The sequence below is a fragment of the Microbacterium sp. NPDC086615 genome (assembly GCF_040686055.1).
Classification (GTDB): domain Bacteria; phylum Actinomycetota; class Actinomycetes; order Actinomycetales; family Microbacteriaceae; genus Microbacterium.
The window spans coordinates 154898-167636 of record NZ_JBFBJJ010000008.1 but is presented as its reverse complement, the minus strand read 5'-3'; the positions used below and the strand labels follow the sequence as shown (position 1 = coordinate 167636).

General features: G+C 70.0%; 9 protein-coding genes and 1 tRNA gene. 2 read left to right on the top strand and 8 right to left on the bottom strand.

Annotated elements, in window-relative coordinates; translation table 11 throughout:
- The 4 genes from AB0O24_RS10250 to AB0O24_RS10235 all read right to left on the bottom strand — a co-directional run.
- A partial coding sequence (locus AB0O24_RS10250) for a helix-turn-helix domain-containing protein (RefSeq protein WP_363374607.1) occupies positions 1 to 747 on the bottom strand: 747 nt, incomplete at its 3' end.
- A 92-nt stretch (positions 748 to 839) separates the two neighbouring features.
- Positions 840 to 1961 (bottom strand): transcription termination/antitermination protein NusG, encoded by a 1122-nt coding sequence (nusG, locus tag AB0O24_RS10245; RefSeq protein ID WP_058615249.1) that lies wholly within the window; start codon positions 1959 to 1961, stop codon positions 840 to 842.
- Positions 1962 to 2021: 60 nt separating this feature from the next.
- Positions 2022 to 2297 (bottom strand): preprotein translocase subunit SecE, encoded by a 276-nt coding sequence (gene secE, locus AB0O24_RS10240; RefSeq protein WP_058597563.1) that lies wholly within the window; start codon positions 2295 to 2297, stop codon positions 2022 to 2024.
- A 43-nt stretch (positions 2298 to 2340) separates the two neighbouring features.
- A tRNA-Trp gene (locus tag AB0O24_RS10235) sits at positions 2341 to 2413 on the bottom strand.
- A 255-nt stretch (positions 2414 to 2668) separates the two neighbouring features.
- Between AB0O24_RS10235 and AB0O24_RS10230 the strand changes: the two genes are divergently transcribed.
- Both AB0O24_RS10230 and AB0O24_RS10225 read left to right on the top strand, forming a co-directional pair.
- Positions 2669 to 4546 (top strand): HSP90 family protein, encoded by a 1878-nt coding sequence (locus AB0O24_RS10230; protein ID WP_363374605.1) that lies wholly within the window; start codon positions 2669 to 2671, stop codon positions 4544 to 4546.
- Complete coding sequence (locus AB0O24_RS10225; protein ID WP_363374604.1) at positions 4543 to 7326, top strand: hypothetical protein; 2784 nt, start codon at positions 4543 to 4545, stop codon at positions 7324 to 7326. Before AB0O24_RS10230 ends, AB0O24_RS10225 begins: the two co-directional genes overlap by 4 nt.
- A gap of 27 nt (positions 7327 to 7353) precedes the next feature.
- Here the strand turns inward: AB0O24_RS10225 and AB0O24_RS10220 are convergent, their stop codons facing one another.
- The 4 genes from AB0O24_RS10220 to AB0O24_RS10205 are packed head-to-tail and all read right to left on the bottom strand — an operon-like array spanning position 7354 to position 12685.
- On the bottom strand, positions 7354 to 8715 hold the full coding sequence (locus AB0O24_RS10220) for an NAD-dependent succinate-semialdehyde dehydrogenase (RefSeq protein WP_363374602.1): 1362 nt from the start codon (positions 8713 to 8715) through the stop codon (positions 7354 to 7356).
- Positions 8716 to 8751: 36 nt separating this feature from the next.
- Entirely contained in the window at positions 8752 to 10308 is a 1557-nt protein-coding gene (locus AB0O24_RS10215; protein WP_363374600.1) for an APC family permease, read from the bottom strand.
- Entirely contained in the window at positions 10305 to 11204 is a 900-nt protein-coding gene (locus tag AB0O24_RS10210; protein WP_363374598.1) for a universal stress protein, read from the bottom strand. Before AB0O24_RS10210 ends, AB0O24_RS10215 begins: the two co-directional genes overlap by 4 nt.
- Entirely contained in the window at positions 11201 to 12685 is a 1485-nt protein-coding gene (locus AB0O24_RS10205) for an NAD(P)/FAD-dependent oxidoreductase (RefSeq protein ID WP_275044572.1), read from the bottom strand. The genes AB0O24_RS10210 and AB0O24_RS10205 overlap by 4 nt, the downstream gene beginning before the upstream one ends.
- Positions 12686 to 12739 lie beyond the last annotated feature (54 nt).

Sequence of the window (12739 nt, the reverse complement as noted above, 5' to 3'; positions counted from 1 at the left end):
CGCCTGGTAAATCGTCTCCGCGCTCACCTGCATACTCTCGTCGCCCGCGTGATCTCGCGACAGGACGCCGCTGATCTGTCCCGGAGACCATTGTTGCGCGAGCCGCGCCGCAACGTACTCCCGCAACCTGCCGGGCTGGGCCAGCTTCGCCGGCTTCGGGCGGACCCGCTTCGCCGCAGCGTCACGGTGAGCGGCATGCGGCAGATACCGCCCGTTCGCGTCGGTACGGGCGTGAAGCTCCCGCATGACCGTCGACGCCGGCCTCCCCAGCTCCCGACCAATCGCCCGCAACGACAGACCCGCCCGCCGCAAATCGGCGATCCTCTCCCGCTCCAACAGGGACAGCAACCGGGCACCGACAACCGCCGGAACCACGTCGACGACAGGCTTCACAACCCCCATCGTGGTCTGCCCCGTCGAATAATCCACTCGACGCCCATCCGGATAGATCCGCGCGTTCATCGTCCGACGCACCCCGCGATCCCAATCCTTCGCGGTGCGCTCATGAATCCCCACCGCCACCGCCGCTTCACGGCGACTCTTCCCCTCCGCCCGCAACCGCGCGAACTCCGCCCGGCCCGGATGCGCAACACGGACCGAAGCAATACCCGCCCGCCGCGCCCACACGGACCCGGTATTGGGACTCAGGCCCATCTCCCGCGCCACCACAGTGACACTTCCAACCTCACTCAACCGCCGCAGAAACAACTCCCGCACGACCGAACTCGACACGCCCTCAAACGACACGGTGGCCGCAACCTCCCAAAATCTGGGGCGTTGCGACCACCGCTAGAACCCGCCCGGGGCCGGACGGGGCGTTCGCGAGGACGCGCGGGGCGTCAGATCATCTTGGTGACCTGGTCGAACGACAGCTCCACCGGGGTCTCACGCTCGAAGAGCGACACGAGCACCGTGAGCTTGCCGCTCTCGGGCTTGATCTCGCTGATCGTGCCGGGCAGGCCCGCGAACGAGCCTTCCTTGATCGTGATGGTCTCGCCGGTCTCGAAGTCGACCTCGGCCGGGATGGAGCGCGTCGCGACCGGAGCACCCTTGGCGGCACCCGCCTTGGCCGGAGCGGCTTCCTTGACCTCGACGAGGCTCTTCAGCATGTTGAAGGCCTCTTCGAAACGCAGCGGCGTCGGGTTGTGGGCGTTGCCCACGAAGCCGGTGACACCGGGGGTGTGGCGGACGACCGACCAGGTGTCTTCGTTGAGGTCCATGCGCACCAGCACGTAGCCGGGGATGCGCACGCGGTTGACCATCTTGCGCTGGCCGTTCTTGATCTCGACGACGTCCTCCATGGGGACCTCGACCTGGTAGATGTCGTCCTCGACCTCGAGCGTCGACTTGCGCTGCTCGATGTTGGCCTTCACCTTGCGCTCGAAGCCGGCGTAGGAGTGGATGACGTACCACTTGCCGGGGAGCGAACGCAGCTCGGCGCGGAACGCCTCGTAGGGGTCGGCGTCTTCGTCGATCTCGTCGACGTCGGTCGCCGCGTCGGCGGGAGACTCGGATGCCTCGACCTCGTCGACCACGCCGGCGGCGGCCTGCACCTCGTCGACGAACTCGTCGTCGAGGACCGGCGCGTCGGGCTCGCCGTTGATGTCGGGACCGTCGTAGGGGGTGACCTCGTCAGCGGCTTCGGCGGCCTCTTCGGCCTGCTCCTCGGCGAGGGCGTCGTTCAGGACCTCGGCGGCGGCCTCGGCCTCGCTGGTCTCGTCGATCTCGAGAGCGTCGTTCACGATCGCGTCAGCCTCCGGGTCGGTGATGTCGATGTCGTCGAGGTCGTCGTCGGCATCCGCGTCGTCGGCGTCGTCCACGACGTGGACGGCGGTGTGCTCAGCCGCGTCGGAGGCGTGCTCCTGCGAGGCGAGCACGTTGCCCTCCTGGGCTTCGTCGTCTTCGCTGGACTGCTCGGCAGCCGTCGCCCAATCGGCGTCGTCGACATATCTTTCAGACACTGATGATCTCTTCCGTTGAAGTGCGACCGCTCGTGGGGCCGCTCGTCGCCGTAGCGCCGGTCAGGCGCCGGCGGTGCTCGGGACGCCGAAGACGGCGCTGGTCAGCCACACGAACAGCAGGTCGAGGCCGTACACGAGCGCCATCATCACGACGACGAACCCGAGGACCACGAGGGTGAACTTGATCAGCTCCTGCCGCGTGGGCGTGACGACCTTGCGCAGCTCCGTGAAGACCTGACGGATGAAAAGAGCGATCCGCGCGAAGAAGTTGAGCTTCTTCTCGCGGGGCGCGCCGCGGTCAGCGACGACCTCGCCCTTCGCCTCGTCCTGCGTCATCGAACCACCTAGGTCGCTATTCGTTGCCAGCGTGTGCTGTGCGCAGGGCGGACAGGAATCGAACCTGCAACCTGCGGTTTTGGAGACCGCTGCTCTGCCAATTGAGCTACCGCCCTAAGATCCGGATGGATCCAGGATTCGAAACCCGGCACGCCTTCACCACGGATCTCTCGGGGAGGGATGCCACTGTGCGCGAGGCACGGCGAAAGAATGCAGATTTCGACTGCACTGCAAGTGTACGGCATCGGGCGCACCGCCGACGAACTCCCCCACCCCGCCGCACCGCTCGGAGGGGCTCCTGGATAGGCTGGAAGGCGGTCGCCATTCTGGCCCCCGACACTGCGGCGACCGGTGAGGATCGAGGACCACGGATGAGCTCACAACCCCCCGCCCAGCAGTTCCAGGTCGATCTGCGCGGCGTGATCGACCTGTTGAGCCGCCACATCTACTCGGGTCCCCGCGTGTTCCTCCGAGAGCTCCTGCAGAATGCCGTCGACGCGATCGCCGCACGCCGAGAGGTCGACGGGGCGGGCGGGCGCGTCCGCATCACGCCGGTCAGCGCGGCATCCGAAGAATTCGTCCTGCGCGACGACGGGGTCGGTCTGACCCCCGACGACGTGGCGGATCTGCTCGCGACCGTCGGCCGCAGCTCCAAGCGCGACATGTTCGACCTGCCGCGCTCCGACTTCCTCGGGCAGTTCGGCATCGGGATGCTGTCGTGCTTCATGGTGTGCGACGACATCGTCATCCGTTCGCGCAGCGCGCACGGCGCGGATCCGGTCGAGTGGGTCGGTCACGCCGACGGCACCTTCGAGGTCGGCCCCGGCGCCGATGACATCCCCGTGGGAACGAGCGTGCACCTGCGACCGCGCGGCGACAGCCGCTCGCTGCTGAGCACGGCGACCATCGGCGAGCTCGCCGAGACGTTCGGCCGCTATCTTCCCGTGACGGTGAGCGTCGACCTCCCTTCGGGCGGCGAGACGACCGTCACGGCGCCTCCCCCGTTCCTCGGCGACGACCGCGAGGAACAGGCGGCATATGGCCGAGAGCTCCTCGGCGCCGAGCCGCTCGCGGTCATCCCCCTGTCGGTGCCCGCCACGCAGACGCGCGGCTTGGCGTTCGTGCTGCCGTTCGCCCCGGCATCCACCGCCCGCCAGAGCACACGCGTCTACCTCCAGCGCATGCTGCTCACCGAGAGGGCCGAGGATCTGCTGCCGGACTGGGCGTTCTTCGTGCGGGCCGTCGTCGATTCGGCGGGCCTTCACCCTACCGCGAGCCGCGAGGCGCTCGTCGACGACGACGCGCTCGAGCAGACCCGGACCGAGCTGGGGGATGCCGTGCGCCGGTGGATCCTCGACCTCGCGCTGAGCGATCCCCTGCGTCTGGCGCAGTTCGTCGGCGTGCACGAGGTGGCCCTGAAATCGCTCGTGCGTCACGACGACGAGCTGGCGCGCTTCATCGTGCCGTGGCTGTCGGTCGAGACGAACGTCGGGCGACTGCGCATCGACGACCTCGTGCGTCGTTCCTCCCCCGTCCGCTACGCGGAGACGGTCGAGGCCTTCCGGCAGGTCGTGAGCGTCGCGCCCACGGGGACGACGCTCGTGAACGGCGGCTACCTCTACGACGACGAGCTGATCCGGCTGCTTCCCGAGGTGTTCCCCGACGTGCGTGTCGAAGCCGTCGACGTGGCCGACGAGATCGACCGGCTCGCTCCCCCGCCGCTGGACCAGCGCGCCGCCGTGGTCGCGCTCGAGAGCCGCACGCGGGACGCGCTCGCGACCGTGGAGGTCGTCGTGCGTTCCTTCGAGCGGCCCGAAGCCGCCGCGCTCTTCGTCGCCGACCCCGAGGTGTTGCGCGCGCTCGATCGCGGCCGGGCCCGCAGCGCAGGCGGGGCACTGTGGGCGGGCGTCCTCGATCGAGCCGAGCGCGCCAGCACGCGCGGACGAGACGAGACGCGGGCCGCCCCATCGTCGCGCCTGTGCCTGAACTGGACCAACCCGACCGTGCAGCGTCTCGCGCACGCTCCCGAGGGCCGGGCGTTCAGCGCCGGCGTGCAGGTGCTGTACGTGCAGGCGCTGCTCGCCGGGCATCATCCCCTCGGCACCGCGGATCGCGCGTTGATGTCGTCGGCTCTGGCCGACCTCGTCGACCTCGCCACCTCGCCGGCCCTCACGCCCGCCGCGAAGCCGCAGCCCGGCGACGGCGGCCCGACCGTCTCACCCCGCATCTCTCCGGAAGGATCCGCATGACCGCCGCCGTCGAAAGCATCCGCGCCCTGTTCGACGAGATCGACCGGACGCCCTGGGGACCGAAAGAGAGGGCTCTCGTCGCCGAGGCGGTCGCGCGAGCGCAGGAGAGCGGCGACACCCGGCTGGAGTACGAAGCGCGCCTCCGGCAGACCTCGAGCGCCAACATGATCGGCGACACCGATCTCATGCTGACCTCGTTCGCCTGGTGCCTCGCGCAGCACGAGTCCGACCCCGAGCGGTTCCCCGCGGAGCTCGAGCCCGCGGGTGACCTGCTGTGGCAGTACAAGTGGATGGCGGGTGCGCTGCGCGGTTCGCCGGAGTTCGCGAGCGAGCAGATCGAAGCGGTGCTCGACGACATGGAGCAGCACTACCGCCGGGCAGGCGTCGGCCTGAGCGGCGCGCTGATGGCCCGGTTCGAAGACGCGTGGGCGGCGGGCCGCATCGACGAGGCGGCCGCGCTGCGCGAACGCCTCGAGGCCACACCGCGCGACGACTACAGCCACTGCGACGCGTGCGTGCGCAGCCAGTTCGCGGGCTTCTTCGCCGAGACCGGACGCGAGGACGAGTCGATCCGCCTCGTCGAGGAGATGGTGGAGGGCGGATTCACCTGCGGCGAGGAGCCTGAGCGCGCCCTTGCTCTCGTGCTGCTCCCGCTGTTACGCGCCGGACGGTTCGACGAGGCCCGTTCCTTCCATTCGCGCAGTTATCGCCTCGCTCGCGACAACCCCGACAACCTCACGATCATCGCCGACCACGTGGTCTTCTGCACCGTGACCGGCAATGAAGCGCGCGCTCTCAGCCTGATCGAGAAGCACCTGCGCTGGCTGACCCACGACGGTCTCAACGCGGAGGCTCACCAGGAGGCCCTGGCCGCCTTCGGCCTGGCACTGGATGCCGTGACCCGCGCGGGCCACGGCGACACTCCGGTGCGGGGATCGGATGCCGCGGAGCTCTCGCCGCTGTTCGGCTCGCGCGACGCGGAGCTGACGGCATCCGATCTCGCCGTTCTCTGCTGGGCTCGGGCCGAGGAGATCGCGCGGGCCTTCGACGAACGCAACGGGACCGACGCGCACGCGCGGCGCCTCGAGCGCACGCGCGCTCTGGCCGACGAGCACTACGACGTCCCGATGTCGTCCGGGGGTTTCGCGGCTCCGGTGTCGGTGCCTCGCGAGTGGACGCCCGCGGAGCGGCGCGTACGCGCGCGCATGCTCGGGGCTCTCGGCACCGCCTCGTCGATCGACGCGATCGCCGACGTGCTCGACGACGCCGACGCTGCCGACCGTGTGCCCCTGACCTTCCAGCTGCTGCGCGGCCTGCTCGCGGAGGCACGCCTCGACGACGCCGCGCAGGTGCTCGCCGCACGGGTGGACGCGCTGCGCGCCGTCGGCGACGAGGCGCGAGCCGACCTCGAGGAGAAGCTCGGCCCTGCCCTCTTCGGGAAGGACGACGTGTTCGCCGCCCGCGCGCTCTCGGAGCACCCGGATGCTCCGGCGGGGGTACGAGGTCAACTCCTGACGATCGTGACGTACGGGCACATGGTCGCCGGCCGTCTCGATGAGGCCCTCCGCACGGTCCGCGAGGCACGCGAGCTCCACGCACAGGTGGGCGACTTCGATCGTGTCCACGCGCTCGCCCACACGGAAGCCGACATCCATCGCGAGAAGCAGGCGCCCGCGGACGCGATCGCGGTGCTCGACGACCTCCTCGCGGATGACCGACTGGAGGTCGGACGGCGAGTCCACGTCCTGACCGACCGGGCGGTGCTCCGAGAGTCCCTGGGGGACCCCTCCCGCGGAGCAGACGACGCCGACGAGGCAGCTCGACTCCTCCTCTCGTGGGACGCCGACGGGCAGGTGGTCGCGACCGCGCTCTCGCTGGGGGCTCAGTTCGCCGAGCGCGCCGGCCAGAACGAGCGCGCCGTCGCGAGCTACCGCGTCGCGGTCCAGCGCCTCGAGGCCGCCGGCGAGTCGACGGTCGCCTTGCGGTACGGACTCGGCCGCGCACTCCTCGCGACGGGCGCCGCGCACGAGGCCGTCGAGGTGATCGACGAGGTCCTGCAGGACGAGACGGCGGCCGGCGAGGCCCCCGGGTCGCGCGCGATCACGGTCGGTCTGCTCGCCCGCGCGTTCGAGCACGCCGAGGAGTGGGGCAACGCGCTGCGCGCGTGGGAGATCACCGCCGACCTGCACGAAGAAGCGGACGAACCCGCTCGCCGCGCCTCGGCACTCGTCGCGTGGGCCCAACTGCTCGGCCGCCTCGGCGAGACGGACGAGTCGGTCGACACCCTGACCACGGCGGTCGAGGTCGCGCGAACCGACCCCGAGAACCGCGGGATGCTCGCGGACGCGCTGCACTCTCTCGCGCAGGTCAAGGCGTACCGGGGCGACGACGACGCTCTCACCCCCCTCGACGAAGCGATCGAGATCGGTCGCGCGGACGACGCGCCGTGGCTCGTCGCCGATCTGCTCGACACGCGCGCCCGCTTCCTCGCGAACGCGGGTCGGGTCGACGAAGCGGTGGCCTGCGCACTGCAGGCGGCCGACGGGTTCCTCTCGGTCGGCGGCGCCCCGCAGGCGGGCGGTTCCGAGTTCGTCGCCGCGCGTATCCTCCTCGGTGCCGAGCGCACCGAGGAAGCCGTCGCGGTCCTGCGTTCGGCGCTCGAGCACGCGGCCGACGAGGAGCAGCTGCGCCAGGCGGTGGCGATCGACCTCGGGGACGCGCTCGAGGGCCTCGGCCGCCACGGCGAGGCCGCCGAGGTCCGGAGCACCCTGCCCGCCTGACGCCCCGCGGAAAACGAGAAGACGGCGTCAGGCCGTGCGGATGAGCTTCTTGTTGACGAACTCGTCAGCCGCCAGCAGACCCAGCTCCCGCGAGGTCCCGCTGCGCTTCACTCCGCCGAACGGGAGCTCCGGGGAGTCGGCGAGCACGAGGTTGACATAGACCATGCCCGCCTCGAGCCGGTCGGCCACGCGCGCCGCCTGATCGGCATCCGTCGTGAACACGTAGGAACCGAGACCGAAGCTCGTGTCGTTGGCGAGGGCGACCGCCTCGTCTTCGCCCGAGACGCGGTAGACCGTGCCGACCGGACCGAAAAACTCTTCGCCGTACGCGTCCATGTCGCTCGTGACGCCGGTGAGGACCGTCCCCGGGTAGAAGGCGCCGTCGCGCGTGCCACCGACCTCGATCTTCGCGCCCTGGGCGACCGCACGCTGGACCTGCTCGTCGAGGCGCTCCGCGGCGGCCAGCGACGAGAGGGGGCCGAGGATCGTGTCCTCGGCGAACGGGTCGCCCACCTTCGCCTCGCCGAGGGCGGCGGTGAACTTCTCGAGGAACGCGTCGTACAGGTCGTCGACGACGATGAAGCGCTTGGCGCCGTTGCAGGACTGGCCCACGTTGTCGAGACGGGCATCCACGGCGGCCTGGACCGCGGCATCCAGATCGTCCGTGGACAGCAGGATGAACGGGTCGGAGCCGCCGAGCTCGAGCGCGACCTTCTTGAGGTGGCGACCGGCGATCTCGGCGACCGCAGACCCGGCCCGCTCGGAGCCGGTGACCGAGACGCCCTGGACGCGGCGGTCCGCGATGATGGTCGCCGCCTGGTCGTTGCTCACGCGGACGTTGACGTACGCCCCCTCGGGGAGCCCCGCGTCGCGGTAGATCAGCTGGAGGGCCTCGGCCGACTCGGGGCACTGGGGTGCGTGCTTGAGGAGGATGGTGTTGCCCACCGCGAGGTTCGGCGCGGCGAAGCGGGCCACCTGGTAGTACGGGAAGTTCCACGGCATGATGCCGAGGAGCACTCCCAGTCCCGCGCGGCGGATCACCGCGGTGCCCTCACCGAGGATGTCGATCGGGGTGTCGCCGGTGATTCTGTCGATGTTGTCGGCGTAGTACTCCGTGATGTCGGCAGCGAAGTCGACCTCACCGAGCGCGGCTTCGAGGGGCTTGCCCATCTCGCGCACGATGATCGCGGCGAGGTCGTCGCGACGTTCACGGTGCAGCTGGGCGACGCGGCGCAGCCCCTCGGCGCGCTCGGCGGGCGCGGTCCGCGACCAGACGCGGAACCCGTCGTGGGCCGAGGCGATGGCGGCCTCGACTCCGGCGTCGGACAGGGTGTCGTACTCGGCGAGGGTCTCGCCCGTGGCCGGGTTGACGACGGCGTAATCGCTCATGGGTGTCGGTCCGTTTCTGTCGTGGTGGGTGGTCGGTCAGGGTCGTGCGGCGGCGCGGCGACCGCGGCGAGCGCTGGCGGGAGCGTCGATCGAGAGGGTCTCGCCCCGGAAGAAGGCCGGGCGGCGCACACGCTGCCAGACCATGATCGCGACTCCCAGCAGGATGATCGTCATCCCGAGGATGAAGACGAGTCCCACGCCGCCGATCTCGGAACCGCTGCCGTACTCGGGGTTCATGCTGTCGATCAGGGTCGTGACGAAGATCACCGCGAGGATGACCCCGCCCACGAGGGGGAACAGCAGCGTGAAGAAGACGTTGCGCACCGAGTCGAACCATTGCTTGCGGAAGTACCAGACGCACGCGAACGCGGTGAGCCCGTAGTAGAAGCAGATCATGATGCCGAGAGTGAGGATCGTGTCGCTGAGCACGTTCACGCTCACCACCCGCATGACGGCGTAGAACCCCGCGGCGACGACGGCCGAGACGATCGTGGCGTACCCCGGGGTGAAGAAGCGCGGGCTGACCTTCGCAAACCGCTCGGGCAGGGCGCCGTAGTGCCCCATCGCAAGGAGCGTGCGGGCCGGGCCGACGAAGGTGGACTGCAGCGACGATGCCGAGCTGGTCAGCACCGCGAGCGACACGAACGCCGCGAAGGGACCCAGGATGGGGCCGGCGAGCGCGAAGAAGGCGTTGTCCTGGATGTCGGGGTTGCCGAGGCCGAACTCCCCGTCGCCGATCCCGGCGAACATGATCATCGACACCGCGAGCAGCAGGTACAGCGAGACGATCGTGATGACGGTGATGGTGGCCGCGCGGCCGGGCGTCTTCTCGGAGTCCTTCGTCTCCTCGTTCATGGTGAGCGTCACGTCCCACCCCCAGAAGATGAAGATCGACAGCGACACCCCGGCCGCGAAGGCGCTGAACGACGACACCGCGAACGGGTTGAACCACTCCCACGAGAACGGCGTGGCGTCGAAGGCGTTGCCCTGCACCGCGTGGGTGATCGCCACCACCGCGAAGACGACGAGCACGAGGACCTGGAAGGTCACGAGGACATACTGCAGCTTCTGCGTGGTCTGCATGTCGCGGTACGACACCACGGTGGCTCCGAGCACGAACAGCAGGCACACGACGATGTTGATGCCGAGGTTCGAGGCGAGGTCGGCGATGCCGGGCTGACCGGTGAGTTGAGAGATCAGCAGGAACAGGAAGTCGACGGCGATGCCCGCGAGGTTCGACAGCACGATGATCGTGGCGGCGATCAGTCCCCACCCCGCCATCCAGCCGATCCACGGCCCGAAGGCCCGCGAGGCCCAGGTGAAGGACGTGCCGGAGTCCGGCATCCGGTTGTTCAGTTCGCGGTAGCCGAAGGCGACCAGCAGCATCGGGATGAAGCCGACGAGGATGATGGCCGGCACCTGGACGCCCACCGCACCCACGGTCGGACCGATCGCGGCGGTGAACGTGTACGCGGGAGCGATGCACGAGATGCCGATGACGACGGCGCCGATGAGGCCGATCGTGCCGGCGCTCAGGCCCTTCTTCGACAGACCGCCGGCCTCACTGCCGGTGGCGGGTGCGGGTGCGGTCATGGCCGCGGTCCTTCCTGGACGGGAGCGTCGGCACGGCTTCGTGGCACGACGACGAGAGGAACGGGGAGTTCGTGCAGCATCTTCGCCGCGGTCGAACCGAGGAAGAGGCGTCGCGGCTGGGCGAGCCGGCTGGAGCCGACGATCGCGAGCTCGGCGGGATCCCACGCGAGATCGCGCACGGCCTCTTCGATGCTGTCGCCGTCGGCGACGGTCGCCTCGACCGCGATGTCGGCGGGCAGCTCGGCGCGCGCCTGTGCCAGCACCTCCTCGGAGTGCGCGGCACCCGCGATGCGGATCGCTCCCGTCTCGAGCCCCGCGGGCAGGTCGACGGTCACGAGCGAGAGAAGACGGAGGGGAACGGATGCCGCTGCCGCGAGCTGCACGCTCTCGTCGCGCAGCACGTCGGCTCCGGGCCGGCTGCCGATCGCGGCGGTGACCCGGCTGATGCCGAGCGCCGGGTCGATGAGGCGAGACCCCTCGGGTGCGAGGACGACGGGGACGTCGGAGGAGTGCAGCAGTTCCGACGCGACGGTCCCGAGACGGTGGCGGCCGCGGAGTCCCCCGTTCGCGGCACCGACCACGATGTAGCCCGCGCCGATCTCGTCGGCGAAGGCCACGAGACCCTCGGCGAACGAGTCGGCGTGACGGATGCGGGTGCGGTGGGGCACGGCATCCGGAATCCGACGCGCCGCGTCGTTCAACCAGCTCTCTGCCTGCTCGCGGATGTGGCGGGTGTAGGCCGCGTCCGGCGGGGTGATGACGCTGCGGGCGTCGCCGGGCAGGACCAGCGCGATCTCGAGCGGTGCCTCGATCGCGCGGGCGAGGCGGATGCCGAGGGCGAGGGCATCGGCCCCGGTATCGGTCGCGGTGTACCCGACGACGACCGCGGCGTTCATCCGCGCGCTCGGTCGAGGATCTCGTCGGCGGCGCGGTGTCCCTGGCGGATCGCGCCGTCGACGTGCTGGTAACCGGCTCCGGCCATGTCGCTGCAGGCGAGGTGGATCGGGCCGACGGGCTCGCGCAGGTCGGCGCCGTACCGGTGGAGGCCGCCCATGTCGAAGCTCGCGGCGTACGCACCGCGAGTCCACTCCTCGGTGCCCCAGTCGCTCTCGTAGTAGACGATCGGGTTCTTGGCCTCGGGCCCGTAGTAGTGCGAGAGCGACTCGAGGATCTTCTCCTTGCGTTCCTCGGCGCTCAGACGGAAGAGGTCGTCGGCGTTCTGGTCGGAGACGAAGCCCACGAGGGTGCCCCGCTCGTCGCCGTGATTGGTGTTGTCGTACGCCTCGTGCGACAGCTCGTAGGGGCTGAAGGCGGTGCCGGACAGGCCCTTGTCGCGCCAGAACGGCGTCTCGTAGACCGCGTGCACCTTGATGACGAAGCCCATCGAGATGTGCTGGTGCATCTGGTGTTGCAGACGCGGGAGCGGGGGCTCGAACGAGATGCGCGAGTACAGGACGGGGGCGAGCGCCAGGACGGCGAAGCGCGCACGGACGGTGATCCCGTCGGCGATCGCCGTGACGCCGGCGGATGAGGACTTCGCCGCTTCGACGCGCGCGGTCAGGGCGCGAAGGTCGTCGACGCGCCGACCGGTCGCCGTGTCCGCGGCGCGCTCCGGGGTCGTGGTCTCGGCGCCCCAGATGAGCCGGCGCACCGGCTGGTTCAGGAAGACGTCGTCGCCCAGGCGTTCGGCGAGCAGCTCGGGAACCTGCTGGAGGCCGCCCGTCACGCGCTTGTCGAGGATGAAGTCGGCGTCGACGAGGTGCGAGTACGAGCCCGCCGACGAAGCCATCAGCAGCGACTGCAGGAGCGAGAAGGTGTGCGTGGGCTTGGTCAGCATCGCCGAGCCCGTCGCGAACGCGAGGTTGCGCACGGCTTCGTCGTCGTCGGTCTGCTCGCGGAGCCACGCATCCCACGAGATCTTGTCCCACTCGGCGGCCTTCGGGTGCGCCCACGGACGGTCCGGGTCGATCTCGGCGACCATGGCATCCAGGCGCGCGGTGATCTCGTCGATGACGCGCTCGGTCTCGGGAGCGACGGGGAACATCTCACCCGTGAAGCGCTTGGCGACCCCGTCCGGACCCACGTAGACGCTGTCACCCTCGCGGTAACGGCTGTAGGTCTCGAGCCCGAGGTCGGCCACCGTGTCGATGAGCGCCGTCTGATCGGGCGAGACCCACTGGCCACCCAGCTCGAGCATCGCGCCGTCGATCACGTCGGTCCACAGGCGCCCGCCCACACGGTCACGCGCTTCGAGCACCGCGACCGAGAGGCCGGCCTTGCGCAGGTCGTTCGCGGCGGTGAGGCCGGCGGCACCGGCTCCGATGACGACCACGTCACGGGTGATCTCGTCCATGAGCTCTTCTCTCTTCTCGTTCACGTCTGTGTGTTGCGCCGACGGCTGGCGGAACGCCCCGCCGGCCCCGGCGGCGGC

Coding starts and splice junctions, on each gene's coding strand:
- AB0O24_RS10230 (WP_363374605.1), top strand. CDS start 2,669: ATGAGCTCACAACCCCCCGCCCAGCAGTTCCAGGTCGATCTGCGCGGC.
- AB0O24_RS10215 (WP_363374600.1), bottom strand. CDS start 10,308: ATGACCGCACCCGCACCCGCCACCGGCAGTGAGGCCGGCGGTCTGTCG.
- secE (WP_058597563.1), bottom strand. CDS start 2,297: ATGACGCAGGACGAGGCGAAGGGCGAGGTCGTCGCTGACCGCGGCGCG.
- AB0O24_RS10210 (WP_363374598.1), bottom strand. CDS start 11,204: ATGAACGCCGCGGTCGTCGTCGGGTACACCGCGACCGATACCGGGGCC.
- AB0O24_RS10220 (WP_363374602.1), bottom strand. CDS start 8,715: ATGAGCGATTACGCCGTCGTCAACCCGGCCACGGGCGAGACCCTCGCC.
- AB0O24_RS10225 (WP_363374604.1), top strand. CDS start 4,543: ATGACCGCCGCCGTCGAAAGCATCCGCGCCCTGTTCGACGAGATCGAC.